Below are 13,930 nucleotides of genomic sequence, written 5' to 3'. Positions count from 1 at the left end.
GGAGTATTGCTGGCAAGATGATGGCGTGAGTGGCGCGTCATGATAACGTTACTTCTTTTTCCCGAAACCCGAGAGGCCGGGGGGCAGACCAGCACCGCCAAGGCCCGGCATTTTGCCTTGCAGGGCTTTGGCTGCTTCTTCCATCGCTTTGGGATCGTTCATATCGGGCATCCCGCCGCCTTTACCGAACATGCCTTTCATGGCTTGTTTGAGCATGCCGCCTTTGCCCATTTTGCCCATCTTCTTCATCATGTCGGCCATCTGGCGGTGTTGCTTGATCAGCTTGTTGAGTTCGGAAACCTCAAGCCCCGCACCTTTGGCAATCCGTTTCTTGCGACTGGCCTGCAGCAGTGCGGGGTTGGCACGTTCGCGTTTCGTCATGGAATTGATGAGAGCAACCTGCCGCTTGAGGATACTGTCGTCCAGCCCAGCAGCGTCCATCTGTTTCTGCATTTTTCCCATGCCAGGCATCATGCCCATCATGCCTTCCATGCCGCCCATTTTCATCATCTGTTCAAGCTGCATCTTCAGATCGTTCATGTTGAACGCGCCCTTCTGAAAGCGCTTCATCATGCGTTCGGCCTGTTCGGCCTCGATCGTCTCCTGGGCCCTTTCGACAAGCGCGACAATGTCGCCCATGCCAAGGATACGGCCTGCAATCCGCTTTGGTTCGAAGGTCTCGATAGCGTCCATCTTTTCGCCAAGGCCGACGAAACGGATTGGCTTGCCGGTGATGGCGCGCATGGATAAGGCCGCACCACCGCGCCCGTCACCGTCCATCCGGGTCAGGACAACGCCGGTGACGCCAATCTTGTCATCGAATTCCTGCGCGACGTTCACCGCGTCCTGACCGGTCAGGCCATCCACGACCAGCAAGGTCTCGCGCGGGTTTGCCACATCGCGGACTGCGGCGGCTTGGGCAATCAGTTCCTGATCAATGTGCAGGCGGCCCGCAGTGTCGAGCATGTAGACGTCATACCCGCCAAGGCTGGCTTGCGTCTTGGCGCGTTTGGCGATTGCGACCGGATCTTCGCCTTTGACGATGGGCAACGTGTCGACCCCGATCTGGACACCGAGGATTGCAAGCTGTTCCATCGCCGCCGGACGGTTCGTGTCGAGCGAAGCCATCAGGACGCGCTTGCCTTCGCGCTCTTTCAAACGTTTGGCGAGCTTTGCTGTCGTTGTGGTTTTACCGGAACCTTGGAGGCCGACCATCAGGATCGGGGCGGGCGGGTTGTCGATCTTCAGCGCACCGGGGTCCTGGTCACCTGTCAGGATATGTTCAAGTTCGTCATGCACGATTTTGACGACCTGCTGACCGGGCGTCACAGATTTCGTGACGGACTGACCTGTGGCTTTGTCCTGCACGGCTTTGACGAAATCACGTGCGACTGGCAACGAGACATCTGCCTCCAGCAAGGCGATACGCACTTCCCGCAAGGCAGTTTTGACATCATCCTCGGACAACGCACCTTGCTTGGTGAGTTTGTCAAAGACGCCGGATAGACGTTCGGACAGATTTTCAAACATGGCCAAGGCCCTCGTGTGGTTGCGATTTGCCCCATATAAGAACGAAACGCGTAAAGCAGTAGCGCCCCCGTGGGCGCGACGCGCTGACGGAGGGCGATCCCTATCAGATAAGGACCGGACGGCTAGCGCTGTCCGGATATAAGGGGCGTTTAGGCCTTTGCGCGCATGCTGTCAACCGGGCCCATCAGCCATGCGTTGATTGCATCGGCAGCGTCAAATGCCTGCGTGTCATGCACGAAAAGCCAAGTCATCGGGTGTTCCCCGGCATCCATTCCGCCAGTCAGCCGAAGCGCGAGCCGATAAGTCTCTGTTTGGTTCCGGTTCTGTGTCTGAACGACCGCTTCGCCGAGATAGCTGAGCGGATATGTCAGGTTCGTTTGGCCTCGCCAAGTGCGCGTTCGCAGCGTCAGCTGATCCGCTTCACGATCCAGAAAAACGGCAATACGACGCAGCGTTGCGGCAAAGACGGTTATGCACAGCAAAGCGCTTGCAATGCCGATAAGCCCTGCAAAAAGATGTCCCGTCGTCGCCATCGTTAAACCGAGCGACGCAAAGGCAAGTGTGCAACCGATCATCGCGACACTCACCGGCGTTGAATTGTATGTGAGGACCATGAGGTCAGGTGTGCTTGTCTTGATCCGCATACGACAAGCTTGGCAGGCTGGCTCGTCCTTATGTTGGCAGGAACGCGCCAAATTGATGGCGATAGGACCAAGCAACGGTTGCGGCCATGATCCCCAGACCAATGAGATGCCAGAACGGCATACCCGCGAAAAGGGTCAAAGCCGAGGTGCCGACGATCATCGTGCCTACCAATCCAGCCGCGCCAATACCTTGCAGGCCGGGCATCCACAGCAACCCAGCGCAAAGCAGTTCGACTGATCCTGTGATGTACCTTGGAAACTGGCCAAATCCGATGGCTTCATAGATCGCAACGTCTGCAGGGTCGCTCAGCACCTTGCGCAGTCCGAAATAAACGAACGCGAGAGTAAGGCCGATCCGAAGGGCAAGAATGAACAACTGCATTACGCAGACTTAGGTTGTGCCGCCCCTTTGCCAAGCTCCGCTGCTGCTGCAACGGCGTTCTTGAGGAACGCGGCGGCCTCTGCGACCGAGGCATCAGCCTCCGGAGATCGCCCGACAAAATACTGCCAGACGTGCGGCAGCGCGGTCGTCGTTGTCAGAGTCACTTCAACGCCGTCAGCGCGTAGCTTGTCCGCCATAAGACATCCGTCATCATAAAGGACTTCGTGACGGTCGCACTGGATCAGCACGGGCCCAGCCCCTTTGAAACTGCCAAAAATCGGCGAAATCTCGGGGTTGTTCGGATCTTGTCCCGATAAATAGGCATCCACGCCGCGTTGTCCCCAGCTCATCGGGACCAGCGCGTCTTTCTTCAGGTTCTCAGCCAATGAAGGATTGATCAGGTGCAGATCGACAATTGGCGAAAAACAGACACAGGCTGCCGGTGGCGCGACTCCTTTGCGCAGCAGGCGATGCAGCAGCGCGAGCGTGAGATTGCCGCCTGCACTGTCGCCTGCGATCGTGATCGGTCCGCTTTCAGGATCAGCGAGAAGCGCCATATACGCCGTCTCCGCATCATCAAGGCCAGCAGGAAACGGGTGCTCGGGGGCCAGCCGCCAGTCGACATAGACCCCGCGTTGGCCTGACAGTGCCGCAAGCTCTGCGATCACGTGCCGACAGCCACGCAGATTCCCGATGATAAAGCCTCCTCCGTGAATGTAGAGCAGGGTGCCATTGGTCGGTTTGGTATTTCGTGAGCAGTACGCCGCTGACACGGTGCATCCATCATGTGTAAGTGAGACGTCGCGCTGGCGATACCCCATAGGCGTCTTGTATGCCATGATCGCATTTACGGTATAGGTCTTGCGGGCGAGCCAATTGTTACTAACCGCTGCCAGACACGGTTTCTGGACATAGCGTGCGTAGACATTCAGCAATTTCTGAGAACGGGATAGCATGCTTAACGCTAGGCTGGGCCGCGACAAAAGGTCAAGGCGTGACACTATGGTCGGCTTCAGGGTTGACGCGACCGGATGATAGGGATTTTTGGGCATCGGGGATTCTTGCTTGCGTCCTGATGAGTCACATTTGTTCATTGCAAATTTGAACAAAATGCCGAATTTCTGATATTTGTTGTTTGCACGCGCACATGCCGGGAGTAGCAGGATATGGACAGTTGGGACGAGGTTAGAACTGCCTATCAGGTGGCCCGATCCGGGACCGTCAGCGGGGCTGCCGATGTTCTGGGCGTTCATCATGCGACAGTCATTCGTCACATTGACGCACTCGAGGGGCGGCTGGGTGTCAAGCTTTTCCAGCGACATGCCCGTGGCTACACCGCGACAGAGGCGGGGGCAGACCTGTTGCAGGTCGCACAGGCCACGGACGACCAATTCACGCAGCTGGCGGGCCGCATCAAGGGGCTGGGCGAAGGTCTGTCAGGCGATCTGGTGATCACATCGCTCGGCACCGTAGCTGCGATGGTCGTACCGATCGTTGTTGCGTATCAAATTGAAAATCCTGACATTCGTGTACGCTTTCTGACCGGCGACCGCCTGTTCCGGCTGGAATACGGGGAGGCCCATGTTGCAATCCGTGCGGGGCAGATGCCAAGCGAGCCCGACAATGTTGTCCAGCCTTTTACGAAACAGCGGATGGCGATGGTTGCATCGCAGTCCTATCTCGATCGGGCCGGTAGGCCGACGGGCGAAGACGATCTGAAAAACCACAGCTTCGTCAGCCATGATGATGTCGATACCCGGGCACCATTCAGTCGCTGGCTGATGGATGTGGGTGGTATCACGGATATCGCATTTCGCGCGACCGATACACGCGTCATGAAAGAGGCGATCTTGGCAGGCGCGGGGATCGGCTTTGTCGCGGAATACGAGCTTTCGAATTATCCGACGCTGGTACCCATCATGGAAAGCAAGCCGGAATGGGCAGCATCCCTATGGCTGGTAACGCACGTTGATCTACATCGCACAGTCAAAGTGCAATCCTTCCTGACATTCCTGAAAGCACACACTAAGGACTGGCCACGCTAATGCCGCCTGCGACCGCTGGGCATCTCGCGATGCTCCTCTTTTCTGCGCTTGTTGCCGGGTCATTCGCGCTGGGCGAACTTGCGGCAAACGAGATTGCACCGGCGGCCCTGAATGCGGTGCGGTTCTGGATCGCAGCAATGGTAGTCGGGTTCGTGGCGTTGTCCACCACTGGCCTACCGCGGACTGTGGCGCATTCTCTCTGGCGCTACCCCGTTCTTGCGTTCTTCTTCATCGTTTATTTTGTCTTGATGTTCGAGGGTCTGAAAACCGCACCAGCGGTTAGCGCAGCTGCTGTATTTACCCTGACGCCAATCCTGTCCGCGCTGTTTGGATGGTTGCTGCTACGGCAGCGTTTCACGGGACGTATTGCTCTGGCGCTTGCCATCGGCGGGGCAGGGGCGCTTTGGGTGATTTTCCGCGCAAACCTCGGCGCGCTCATGTCTTTCGATATAGGTCGCGGTGAAGTAATCTATTTCGTCGGATGCGTTTCCCACGCCATTTACACGCCTTTGGTCGCCACGCTGAACCGTGGCGAGCCTGCCGTTGCCTTTACTTTTGGCACACTGATCGCAGGTGCCCTCATGCTGACGGCGTGGGCATGGGGTGATCTGATGGCGACCGACTGGGCGAACCTGCCGGCCATCGTTTGGATCACCATTCTTTACACGGCTGTCTTTGCAAGCGCGGCAACTTTCACTCTGCTCCAATTTGCGGCGCTTCAACTGCCATCGTCAAAGGTTATGGCTTACACGTACCTCACCCCAACTTGGGTAATCGTGTGGACAATTGCGATGGGGCAGCAAGCACCACCCTTAATTCTACTAGTGGGTGTCGCGATGACAGTATTGGCGCTTCTGCTGCTATTAAAGAACGAGGACCGGGATTACGTCCGGGGCGCAAGCTCTTCCTGATCAAGGAACCGTTCGAATGCATCTAGGTCGATGCCTTCCATCTGACCGAATCCCTTCATCCAGACGGAAGCTTCGCGCAGCGCGTCGGGTTCGAGTTTGCACCATTTGACCCGCCCGCGCTTTTCCTGACTGATCAGCGCCGCGGCAGACAACACCTGCAAATGCTTTGATATCGCAGCCAGGGACATATCAAAGGGGGCGGCAACGTCTGTGACAGCCATATCGTCCTCAAGCAGCATCGACAGGATTTCCCGGCGGGTCGAGTCGGCCAGTGCCGTGAAAACGATGTCCAGATGCGAAACCATACTGCGCATTACGCCTTGGTTGCTGCAAAGGTCAACCAATTGGTTGAATATGAAAAATGGTCCAGTTGCGGCATATCTGGCCCGACCAACCAATTCAGTCATGGTGTAATCATTTGATTGTAATGAAGAAATCGGCAATTTCCATTCTATTGACTCTGTTCCGATCCAACCCTAGACCATGCCCAATATCTGAGTGGGGGAATTCCTTGTCTGATCCGACAGATCCCGACGACCGGCTCGCAGCGCTAGAGGCCAGACTGGCTGCAAAGCGCGCGCCGCAGAAGGTCAAGGACCACGCAGAGGAGCACTATTCACAGGCGCAACTCGCCTGGCGCATGGTGATTGAATTGGTGGCCGGTCTCGCGATCGGTTTTGGCATCGGATACGGGCTGGATTACCTACTGGGAACCCAACCTTTCATGATGGTGCTGTTTATCTTCTTTGGCCTTGCGGCTGGTGTTCTCACCATGGTGCGCAGCGCCAAGGAAGTGCAAACGAAACAAGAAGCAGCGCAAGCTGCAAGAGACGAGGGTGACGAAAGTGGCGACTGAAACTGACGCACAATCCGAAGGCGGTCTGGTTTTCCATCCGCTGGATCAGTTCATCGTTAAGCCGTTGTTTGGACCGGGCGGCATGTTCGGTGGACCGGCTGACGGACCGACCCAGATCGGCATGTTCACACCGACAAACGTGACACTTTGGATGGCTGTCGCCGTCCTTTGCATCTTCCTTCTGTTTGTTGTTGGCTCGCGTGGCCGCGCAATCATCCCGACACGGGTGCAGTCCATTGGCGAACTGGTCTACGGCTTCATCTACAAGATGGTCGAAGACGTCACCGGCAAGGACGGCGTCAAGTATTTCCCGTACATCATGACGCTATTCGTATTTATTCTGTTCTCGAACTATCTCGCACTCTTGCCGATGTCTTATTCGCCGACATCCATGATCGCTGTGACTGCGGTCCTTGGTTTCGGGGTCTTCATCTGCGTGACGATCCTTGGCTTTGTGCTGAACGGCGCTGCATTCCTTGGCCTTTTCTGGATGAAAGACGCACCAGCGATCCTGCGCCCGATCATCGCCATCATCGAAGTGATCTCGTACTTCGTGCGCCCTGTCAGCCACTCTATTCGTCTGGCCGGTAACATCATGGCAGGCCACGCCGTGATCAAGGTTTTCGCAGGCTTTGCCGCGCTGGCGCTGGTGTCCCCACTCGCGATTCTGGGCATCACGGCGATTTATGGCTTGGAAATCCTCGTTTGCGGCATCCAGGCCTATGTTTTCACGATCTTGACGTGCGTCTACCTGAAAGACGCGCTGCATCCCGCACACTAACAATAGCGGGCATATCGCCCGCCAATCTTTCTAACTTCCAATCGTAAGGAGAATTCTCATGGAAGGTGAACTCGCACACATCGGCGCTGGTCTTGCTGCAATCGGTTCCGGCGCTGCCGCAATCGGTGTTGGTACTGTTGCTGGCAACTACCTCGCAGGCGCTTTGCGCAACCCATCTGCTGCTGCATCGCAGACAGCAACACTGTTCATCGGTCTGGCCTTCGCAGAAGCCCTGGGGATCTTCGCGTTCCTCGTCTCGCTCCTGCTGATGTTCGCCGTCTAAGAACAACCCATATCCTTACGGCGGGTTAGGGCGGTTGCGCCCTGACCCGTAAACTTTCAAGGTTATTCGGGGGCCACTTCATGGCGACAGAAACAACAGAGGCCGTTGCAGGCGCATGCGTTGGACCAGATGGGTCTGCCATTGGCATGCCGCAGCTTTGCGCGGATTGGATGGGCAATCAGGTATTCTGGTTGGTGGTCGCGCTTGTCGTGATCTTCTTCATCATGTCGCGGATCGCTTTGCCGCGCATCGGGGCTGTTCTGGCCGAACGTGCTGGGACAATCACCAACGATCTGTCTGCGGCAGAAGAACTGAAGCAGAAAGCCGTCGAGGCTGAAGCAGCCTATGAAAAGGCACTGGCTGACGCCCGTGTCGAAGCCGCGAAAATCGTTGCTGACGCCAAAGCGGAAATTCAGGCTGATCTGGACGCTGAGCTTGCAAAAGCCGACGCGCAGATCGCTGAAAAGACTGCGGAAAGCGAAGCTGCAATCGCGGAGATCCGTGACGGCGCAGCCAAGAGCGTTACCGAAGTTGCCAAAGACACCGCAAAGGCAATCGTTGCCTCTATGGGTGGCACAGCGGACGCGAAAACAATTAACGCCGCCGTTTCAGCACGGATGAAAGGGTAGACCATGCGCTATTTTGCAACCGCCCTTTTGACCGTCGCGGCCTCACCCGCATTTGCGGCGGGCGAAAAGGGTTTCTTTTCGCTGGCGAACACGGACTTCATCGTCCTGATCGCGTTCCTCTTGTTCGTGGGCATTCTGCTTTACTACAAGGTTCCGACAATGGTCGGCAAAATGCTCGACCGGCGTGCAGATACAATCAAGTCCGAGCTTGATGAAGCCAAAGCCCTTCGCGAAGAAGCGCAGTCGCTGCTTGCCTCTTACGAGCGTAAACACAAAGAAGTGCAAGAACAGGCCAAACGCATCGTGACTTCCGCAAAAGAAGAAGCCCAACGCGCTGCCGCGACCGCGAAAGACGATATCGCATCTTCCATCACTCGTCGCCTTGCCGCTGCTGAAGAACAGATCGACGCCGCGCAAGCTGCAGCGATCAAGGACATCCGCAACCAGGCCGTAACAGTTGCTGTCGCTGCCGCACGCGACGTCATCGCCAAACAGATGGACGCCAAAGGCGCCAACACACTGGTTGATGAAGCGATCGCCACGGTCGGTGAAAAGCTGCACTAAGCTGATATCATACCAATTGACAAAAAGCCCCGGCGGAAACGCGCGGGGCTTTTTTGTTATGCGTGATTTGGTAGACAATCGGCATGGTTCATTTGACAACAAGGATTCGCCAGTGAGGCGGTCGTTCTGGAAACCTGCGCGGTCTGCGAAAAAGGAACGTCCATGGTGGCATTACTTCGATGAGCCATCCAGCGGGAAAATCTATTCCCAACCCGTTGGAAAGCCGGAATTCAACGTCGGTGACGTCGTGCGCCTTAGGGCCAGACCCGAAAAGCGAAGGCGCGTTGTTGGCGTCGAATGGCACAAGTTCCGCAACTGTTATTGCTACTTGATCGAAGTGACAGAGAACGGGCGGCTTGCACCGGTTTCACCGTATTGGTTTGCGCCGCAACTGTCGCTGGTCGAACGAGGCTAACGTTCCTGCTCGTGCGCGAACCTCTTCTTGGCGTAGACTTCGTTCTCGTCCACCTTCTGCTGGTCGGTAAGCGCTTGTTTCACATAGTCAAGGTGGGTCGCCACAGCGGCGCGCGCGCCTTCGGGGTCGCGGGCTTGCAAGGCATCATTGATCGCTCTGTGTTGATCCAGAAGTTGGTCACGGGTCATGCGTTGCTTGAACATGATTCCACGATTGTAAAACACGCCTTCGCGAAGCAGTTCGTACATCGAGCGCATCATATGCAGCATGATGATGTTGTGGCTTGCCTCGATGATGGCGAGGTGGAAATCGGCATCAAGTTGGGCCTCGTCGTTCGGATTGCGCTTCTGATGGGCGACTTCCATTTTCCGAAAGATCGTGTCGATGACCTTCAGATCAGTCTCTGTGCCCAGCCGTGCGGCGCGTTCAGCGGCAAGGCCTTCCATGTCGCGCCGAAAGCTGAGGTAGTCAAAAACCGCCGCATCATGCGTCGCAAACAAGGTTATCAAGGCTGGTGAAAATGCACTGCCCAGAACATCCGCCACAAAAACACCCGCCCCCGCTTTCGAGGTCAGTAAGCCGCGGTTCTGGAGGTCTGCCAGGGCTTCGCGCAGTGACGGACGCGAAACACCCATCCGTTCGCTTAATTCGCGTTCAGACGGCAGCCTTTCACCGGGCCGTAAAATCCCGCGCAGGATCAGGCTTTCAATCTGGCGCATCACGCCATGCGAGAGTTTCTCCTGCTGAACGGTTTCAAATGGCATGGTGGTATCCCGAACTGATTGGTCAAAACATATGACCACTTTGCGCGAACCACAAATGGAAAAAGGGCCACCGAAACGGCGGCCCTTTCTGAATTGGTAAGATCGCCCGCTTAGTTAGGGGTGATAACGATTTCGACGCGGCGGTTCTGCTGACGGCCATCGGCTGTCAGGTTTGTTGCCACAGGTGCGTCTTCGCCACGACCGACAGAGCGGATTCGCGACGGGTTCACGCCAGCGTTGATGAGTACCGAAGATACGGCCTGCGCACGGCGCTGGGACAGGTCAAAGTTGAATGAAGCGTCGCCCACGTTGTCAGTGTGACCAATGACATTCACCGTAGTGTTCGGGTACTGGTTCATTGACGCTGCGAGTGTGCGCAGATCAGCCTGTGCTGAACCGGATACAGAGGTGGAATTCGTTGCAAACAGGATGTCCTGTGGCAGCGTCACGACAAGATTGTTGCCGTTGTTCACGATACCCACGTTGCCACCAAGCGAGCGACGCAGCTCTTCTTCCTGGCGGTCCAGCTGGTTGCCGATTGCGGCACCACCAGCGGCACCAATTGCGGCACCAAGAACAGCATTGCGGCGGCGCTCGTCGACGCTGTCGCCGGAAATGACGCCTGCAAGTGCACCGACGCCGGCACCGATCAGTGCGCCTTGTTCTGCGTTCTGGTTGTTGTTTGGTCGGGTTCCATCACACGCGGCAACAAATGCGACCGCTGCAAGACCGAGAGAGATTTTAGTCAGTGTCATGAGACAAGTTCCGTTATTTGGGAGAGCGCAATTGCGCTTATCTGTAGTTTGTATAAAGCGCAAACTGCGCTGCTATCCAATAACGAAGGGTTGCATGGCGATAACTCGCCTATTTCTATGGGGTTACGCGGCGGCGTCCGCCTTCGCCGACTCGTAGGCGAGCATCGCGCGTTTCACCGGAAGCCCCCAATGATACCCGCCAAGCGCACCCGATTTGCGCAGTGCACGGTGACAGGGAATCAGCCAGCTCACCGGATTACGCCCGACGGCTGTACCGACAGCGCGGACCGCTTTCGGATGACCGATTGATTTCGCTATTTCGCTATAGGTTGTCACGTGCCCTGACGGGATCGCCAAAAGCGCCTCCCAGACCTTCAACTGAAACGGGGCTCCGATCATGTGAAGACGGGTGTCACCATCCATTGCCAATGCGGCACGCGCCCAACTCGAAAGTGCTGCATGGTCTTCGGCGAATTCGGCGTCCGGCCAGCGTGAAGTCAAGTCGTCCATCGCCGCTTCCATGCCGGACTCCGCTGCGAAAGCCAGACCGCAAATCCCCTTGTCTGTCCCCATCACCAGTGCTGGCCCGAACGCACTGTCAAACCAACCCCATTTTATGGTCAGGCCTTTCCCGCCTGCCGCGAATTCACCCGGCGACATGGCCTCCCAGCGTAGAAACAGATCATGCAAGCGTCCGGATCCGGACAGGCCAACCGAGTCTGCCGTTTCAAGCATGGTAAAGCGTTCACGCAAAAGCGTCTTGGCGTGGCCAAGCGTCAGGTACTGCTGATAGCGCTTGGGGCTGACGCCGACCCATTGCGAAAACAGGCGTTGGAAATGGGCCGGTGACATTTTCATCTGTGCGGCGATGTCCGCCAGTGAAAGCGTTTCGTCCGCGGCATCCAGCAGCTCGATTGCGCGGGCCATGACCTGGTAGTGATATGCGTTTTCCTGTGTCATGAGATGATGATAGGCAAGCGGGGCGTTGCGAGCGACCCGAAAATTGCGCATACGATGGGCATGGCAAAACAACTTGATTACCACACCATTCGGCGTATCTTCGAACGCTTTCAAGCCGCAGAGGCGGAACCGAAGGGCGAGTTGGAACATGTGAATGTTTACACGCTTTGCGTCGCTGTTGCGCTGTCTGCGCAGGCGACGGATGCCGGAGTGAACCGGGCCACACGTGCGCTTTTCAAGGTGGCGGACACACCGCAAAAGATGCTCGATCTCGGGATCGACGGGCTGACAGAGCACATCAAGACGATTGGCCTGTTTCGCCAGAAGGCCAAGAACGCGATGAAAATGAGCCAGATCCTCGTGGATGAATACGGCGGAGAGGTGCCAAATTCCCGCGCTGCCTTGCAATCGCTTCCGGGTGTGGGTCGAAAGACTGCTAACGTGGTGCTGAACATGTGGTGGGGGCAACCTGCGCAGGCTGTGGACACGCATATTTTCCGGGTCGGCAACCGCACAGGCATTGCACCGGGCAAGGATGTCGATGCAGTTGAACGCGCGATCGAGGACCATATTCCAGCAGATTTCCAACTGCACGCCCACCACTGGCTAATCCTGCACGGGCGCTATACATGCGTCGCCAGAAAACCCAAATGCCAGGCATGTCTGATCCGCGACCTCTGCCAATTCGAGGACAAGACTGTATGAGCTATGACGTAATTGGGATCGGCAATGCGATTGTCGATGTGATTGGTGCGGCCGAAGACACCTTTCTGGACCATATGGGTATCGAGAAGGGGATCATGCAGCTGATCGAAAAGGATCGTGCAGAGGTACTTTATGCAGCCATGACAGAGCGGGTGGAAACCCCCGGTGGGTCTGTCGCGAATACCATTGCTGGTCTTGGCAGTCTTGGCCTTTCCACAGCATTCATTGGTAAGGTCAAAGATGACGCACTCGGTCGTTTCTACGCCAAGGGGATGGAGGATGCAGGCACTGCATTTCCCAATCCACCTGTTCCCGATGCAACGGCTCCGACTTCGCGGTCAATGATTTTCGTCTCCCCTGATGGGGAGAGGTCGATGAACACCTATTTGGGCGCTGGTGCCGATCTTGACCAAAAGGACGTGCCCGCAGACATCTTTTCTGGCAGCAAGATGCTGTTTCTTGAGGGCTATCTGTTCGACAAGGACCACGGAAAGACAGCCTTCGCAGAAGCCGCACGGCTGATGCGTGCGGCTGGGGGCAAATCAGGCATCACGCTGTCCGATCCGTTCTGTGCAGATCGGCATCGGGCGGATTTTCAAGACCTGATCGCGAACGAAATGGATTTCGTTCTGGGCAATGCTGCCGAATGGACCACGCTTTACGAGACGGATGATCTGGAATCCGCCGTCGCGCAAGCCGCTGCGGTGTGTGATGTGGTTGTCTGCACGCATTCAGGTAAACCGGTCTGGATTCACGCAGGTGACCAACACATTCAGGTGCCAGTCACGCCTGTGACGCCAGTGGATGCCACGGGAGCCGGTGATCAGTTTGCGACAGGATTTCTTTTTGGATTGTCGCGCGGTCTATCGCTTGAAACCTGCGGCAGGATGGGGGTTGTCGCCGCAGCAGAGGTAATCGGCCATATCGGACCAAGGCCAAAGGCAGACCTGTCCGACCTGTTCAAGTCGGCCGGATTGTTTTGAGCCACAGCGCGTCAAGCGCATCAATCGCGGCCACATCAAAACGGTCTTCTTCTTTCCAATACTTTCCGGACGTTACGTAATAGCCAAGCCGCTCTTCTTCTTGCAGCGCCGCCGCGGCAACCGCTGTGTCAAATGGCAACGGCGCGTGCGCGGCGGATTGCGCCGGAGCACTTCTTGGAAATGTCAGCCGACTCTGGCCTGCCGACAGGTTCACCATTGCGCAGCCTTCGCGGGCAGCCATCACCTGCAGCCGCGCCGATTTCGCCTCGAGCGAGCGCAGGCTCTTGTCCGCGCGGAGCGGGTCAGCTGTGCCTTTGCCATAAAAATGGGTCTGTTTGGTGTCATAAACCATGTCACAGCCCATCATGGCGATGACACGCGGCCTCAGCGCACCCAGCGCCCAGTAGGCTGCGGTGAACGCCATCGTCCCACCTGCATAGACAAAGCCACCGAACCGGTTCTGAACTGGCACATAATCTGCAGCGCGGATTATCCGCTGTCCAGGGTCGAGAGCATTCGGCTGTCTGGCGGTATCAAAGTCATCCGGAAAGATCAGATCGTCCCAATCAGGTCTGACGGCCCAAGCATTGTTGATCGCAACGATGCGATCAAACGGGGCGCGGTCCCAAGCGCGGCTGTCCACGACATTCGGACCACTGCCCAAAATCAATACAGTCGTCATGCCAGAAAGCCTCACCCGTCAAATACAAATGGTCCAAGCCT

At 56.7% G+C, this 13,930-nt stretch carries 19 protein-coding genes; 10 read left to right on the top strand and 9 right to left on the bottom strand.

Annotation, left to right across the window (positions count from 1 at the left end; all coding sequences use genetic code 11):
- Window positions 1-48 precede the first annotated feature (48 nt).
- The 4 genes from ffh to BMY44_RS11075 form a co-directional block, all read right to left on the bottom strand.
- Window positions 49-1,530, bottom strand: a complete 1,482-nt coding sequence (ffh, locus tag BMY44_RS11090; RefSeq protein ID WP_089993995.1) for a signal recognition particle protein — start codon at window positions 1,528-1,530, stop codon at window positions 49-51.
- 149 nt (window positions 1,531-1,679) lie between these two features.
- Complete coding sequence (locus BMY44_RS11085) at window positions 1,680-2,174, bottom strand: hypothetical protein (protein ID WP_089993993.1); 495 nt, start codon at window positions 2,172-2,174, stop codon at window positions 1,680-1,682.
- A 28-nt stretch (window positions 2,175-2,202) separates the two neighbouring features.
- Window positions 2,203-2,556 (bottom strand): DoxX family membrane protein, encoded by a 354-nt coding sequence (locus BMY44_RS11080; RefSeq protein ID WP_089993990.1) that lies wholly within the window; start codon window positions 2,554-2,556, stop codon window positions 2,203-2,205.
- Window positions 2,556-3,608: an alpha/beta hydrolase gene (locus tag BMY44_RS11075; RefSeq protein ID WP_278246569.1), complete on the bottom strand. Its 1,053-nt coding sequence runs from the start codon at window positions 3,606-3,608 to the stop codon at window positions 2,556-2,558. Before BMY44_RS11075 ends, BMY44_RS11080 begins: the two co-directional genes overlap by 1 nt.
- 114 nt (window positions 3,609-3,722) lie before the next feature.
- On the opposite strand from BMY44_RS11075, the gene BMY44_RS11070 reads away from it, so the two are divergent.
- A complete protein-coding gene (locus BMY44_RS11070) occupies window positions 3,723-4,601 on the top strand; it encodes a LysR family transcriptional regulator (protein ID WP_089993987.1) in 879 nt (292 codons plus the stop codon).
- Window positions 4,601-5,512: a DMT family transporter gene (locus BMY44_RS11065; protein ID WP_089993985.1), complete on the top strand. Its 912-nt coding sequence runs from the start codon at window positions 4,601-4,603 to the stop codon at window positions 5,510-5,512. The genes BMY44_RS11070 and BMY44_RS11065 overlap by 1 nt, the downstream gene beginning before the upstream one ends.
- Here the strand turns inward: BMY44_RS11065 and BMY44_RS11060 are convergent.
- Window positions 5,485-5,817 carry an ArsR/SmtB family transcription factor gene (locus BMY44_RS11060; protein ID WP_089994858.1) on the bottom strand — a complete coding sequence of 111 codons (333 nt, stop codon included), beginning with the start codon at window positions 5,815-5,817 and terminating at the stop codon, window positions 5,485-5,487. The two genes, BMY44_RS11065 and BMY44_RS11060, sit on opposite strands and share 28 nt — an antisense overlap.
- A 206-nt stretch (window positions 5,818-6,023) precedes the next feature.
- Between BMY44_RS11060 and BMY44_RS11055 the strand changes: the two genes are divergently transcribed.
- The 6 genes from BMY44_RS11055 (at window position 6,024) to BMY44_RS11030 (ending at window position 9,040) form a co-directional block, all read left to right on the top strand.
- Window positions 6,024-6,368 carry an AtpZ/AtpI family protein gene (locus tag BMY44_RS11055; RefSeq protein ID WP_089993982.1) on the top strand — a complete coding sequence of 115 codons (345 nt, stop codon included), beginning with the start codon at window positions 6,024-6,026 and terminating at the stop codon, window positions 6,366-6,368.
- Window positions 6,358-7,149 (top strand): F0F1 ATP synthase subunit A, encoded by a 792-nt coding sequence (locus tag BMY44_RS11050; RefSeq protein ID WP_089993980.1) that lies wholly within the window; start codon window positions 6,358-6,360, stop codon window positions 7,147-7,149. Before BMY44_RS11055 ends, BMY44_RS11050 begins: the two co-directional genes overlap by 11 nt.
- 58 nt (window positions 7,150-7,207) lie before the next feature.
- Window positions 7,208-7,432: a F0F1 ATP synthase subunit C gene (locus tag BMY44_RS11045; protein WP_089993977.1), complete on the top strand. Its 225-nt coding sequence runs from the start codon at window positions 7,208-7,210 to the stop codon at window positions 7,430-7,432.
- An 80-nt stretch (window positions 7,433-7,512) separates the two neighbouring features.
- Window positions 7,513-8,061: a F0F1 ATP synthase subunit B' gene (locus BMY44_RS11040; protein WP_089993975.1), complete on the top strand. Its 549-nt coding sequence runs from the start codon at window positions 7,513-7,515 to the stop codon at window positions 8,059-8,061.
- 3 nt (window positions 8,062-8,064) lie between these two features.
- Window positions 8,065-8,625 carry a F0F1 ATP synthase subunit B gene (locus BMY44_RS11035; RefSeq protein ID WP_089993972.1) on the top strand — a complete coding sequence of 187 codons (561 nt, stop codon included), beginning with the start codon at window positions 8,065-8,067 and terminating at the stop codon, window positions 8,623-8,625.
- 112 nt (window positions 8,626-8,737) lie between these two features.
- Complete coding sequence (locus BMY44_RS11030) at window positions 8,738-9,040, top strand: hypothetical protein (RefSeq protein WP_131801600.1); 303 nt, start codon at window positions 8,738-8,740, stop codon at window positions 9,038-9,040.
- Here the strand turns inward: BMY44_RS11030 and BMY44_RS11025 are convergent.
- From BMY44_RS11025 to BMY44_RS11015, 3 genes are all read right to left on the bottom strand, one after another.
- On the bottom strand, window positions 9,037-9,804 hold the full coding sequence (locus BMY44_RS11025) for a FadR/GntR family transcriptional regulator (protein WP_089993967.1): 768 nt from the start codon (window positions 9,802-9,804) through the stop codon (window positions 9,037-9,039). The genes BMY44_RS11030 and BMY44_RS11025 overlap by 4 nt on opposite strands.
- 110 nt (window positions 9,805-9,914) lie before the next feature.
- Window positions 9,915-10,559, bottom strand: coding sequence for a YiaD family glycine zipper/OmpA-like lipoprotein (locus tag BMY44_RS11020; RefSeq protein ID WP_089993963.1), 645 nt, complete (start codon window positions 10,557-10,559; stop codon window positions 9,915-9,917).
- A gap of 123 nt (window positions 10,560-10,682) precedes the next feature.
- Window positions 10,683-11,519 carry a bifunctional helix-turn-helix domain-containing protein/methylated-DNA--[protein]-cysteine S-methyltransferase gene (locus tag BMY44_RS11015; protein WP_089994855.1) on the bottom strand — a complete coding sequence of 279 codons (837 nt, stop codon included), beginning with the start codon at window positions 11,517-11,519 and terminating at the stop codon, window positions 10,683-10,685.
- A 60-nt stretch (window positions 11,520-11,579) separates the two neighbouring features.
- Here BMY44_RS11015 and nth point away from each other — a divergent pair, with 60 nt between their 5' ends.
- Together nth and BMY44_RS11005 are read left to right on the top strand one after the other, a co-directional pair.
- The gene (nth, locus tag BMY44_RS11010; RefSeq protein ID WP_089994853.1) at window positions 11,580-12,224 is read left to right on the top strand and encodes an endonuclease III; all 645 of its coding nucleotides are present in this window, start codon (window positions 11,580-11,582) and stop codon (window positions 12,222-12,224) included.
- A complete protein-coding gene (locus tag BMY44_RS11005; protein WP_089993960.1) occupies window positions 12,221-13,207 on the top strand; it encodes an adenosine kinase in 987 nt (328 codons plus the stop codon). Before nth ends, BMY44_RS11005 begins: the two co-directional genes overlap by 4 nt.
- On the opposite strand, the gene BMY44_RS11000 is transcribed toward BMY44_RS11005, so the two are convergent.
- Entirely contained in the window at window positions 13,185-13,889 is a 705-nt protein-coding gene (locus BMY44_RS11000) for a hypothetical protein (RefSeq protein ID WP_089993957.1), read from the bottom strand. The genes BMY44_RS11005 and BMY44_RS11000 overlap by 23 nt on opposite strands.
- Between the last annotated feature and the right edge of the window lie 41 nt (window positions 13,890-13,930).

It is taken from the genome of Cognatiyoonia koreensis, assembly GCF_900109295.1.
Classification (GTDB): Bacteria; Pseudomonadota; Alphaproteobacteria; order Rhodobacterales; family Rhodobacteraceae; genus Cognatiyoonia; species Cognatiyoonia koreensis.
Note: the sequence above shows the minus strand (reverse complement) of the source record. Positions and strands in the feature narration are given on the sequence as shown.

Bases quoted from the DNA above. Each gene is read 5' to 3' on its own strand.
- ffh (WP_089993995.1), bottom strand. From the start codon at position 1,530: ATGTTTGAAAATCTGTCCGAACGTCTATCCGGCGTCTTTGACAAACTC.
- BMY44_RS11085 (WP_089993993.1), bottom strand. From the start codon at position 2,174: ATGCGGATCAAGACAAGCACACCTGACCTCATGGTCCTCACATACAAT.
- BMY44_RS11080 (WP_089993990.1), bottom strand. From the start codon at position 2,556: ATGCAGTTGTTCATTCTTGCCCTTCGGATCGGCCTTACTCTCGCGTTC.
- BMY44_RS11075 (WP_278246569.1), bottom strand. From the start codon at position 3,608: ATGCCCAAAAATCCCTATCATCCGGTCGCGTCAACCCTGAAGCCGACC.
- BMY44_RS11070 (WP_089993987.1), top strand. From the start codon at position 3,723: ATGGACAGTTGGGACGAGGTTAGAACTGCCTATCAGGTGGCCCGATCC.
- BMY44_RS11065 (WP_089993985.1), top strand. From the start codon at position 4,601: ATGCCGCCTGCGACCGCTGGGCATCTCGCGATGCTCCTCTTTTCTGCG.
- BMY44_RS11060 (WP_089994858.1), bottom strand. From the start codon at position 5,817: ATGGTTTCGCATCTGGACATCGTTTTCACGGCACTGGCCGACTCGACC.
- BMY44_RS11045 (WP_089993977.1), top strand. From the start codon at position 7,208: ATGGAAGGTGAACTCGCACACATCGGCGCTGGTCTTGCTGCAATCGGT.
- BMY44_RS11040 (WP_089993975.1), top strand. From the start codon at position 7,513: ATGGCGACAGAAACAACAGAGGCCGTTGCAGGCGCATGCGTTGGACCA.
- BMY44_RS11035 (WP_089993972.1), top strand. From the start codon at position 8,065: ATGCGCTATTTTGCAACCGCCCTTTTGACCGTCGCGGCCTCACCCGCA.
- BMY44_RS11025 (WP_089993967.1), bottom strand. From the start codon at position 9,804: ATGCCATTTGAAACCGTTCAGCAGGAGAAACTCTCGCATGGCGTGATG.
- BMY44_RS11020 (WP_089993963.1), bottom strand. From the start codon at position 10,559: ATGACACTGACTAAAATCTCTCTCGGTCTTGCAGCGGTCGCATTTGTT.
- BMY44_RS11015 (WP_089994855.1), bottom strand. From the start codon at position 11,519: ATGACACAGGAAAACGCATATCACTACCAGGTCATGGCCCGCGCAATC.
- nth (WP_089994853.1), top strand. From the start codon at position 11,580: ATGGCAAAACAACTTGATTACCACACCATTCGGCGTATCTTCGAACGC.
- BMY44_RS11005 (WP_089993960.1), top strand. From the start codon at position 12,221: ATGAGCTATGACGTAATTGGGATCGGCAATGCGATTGTCGATGTGATT.
- BMY44_RS11000 (WP_089993957.1), bottom strand. From the start codon at position 13,889: ATGACGACTGTATTGATTTTGGGCAGTGGTCCGAATGTCGTGGACAGC.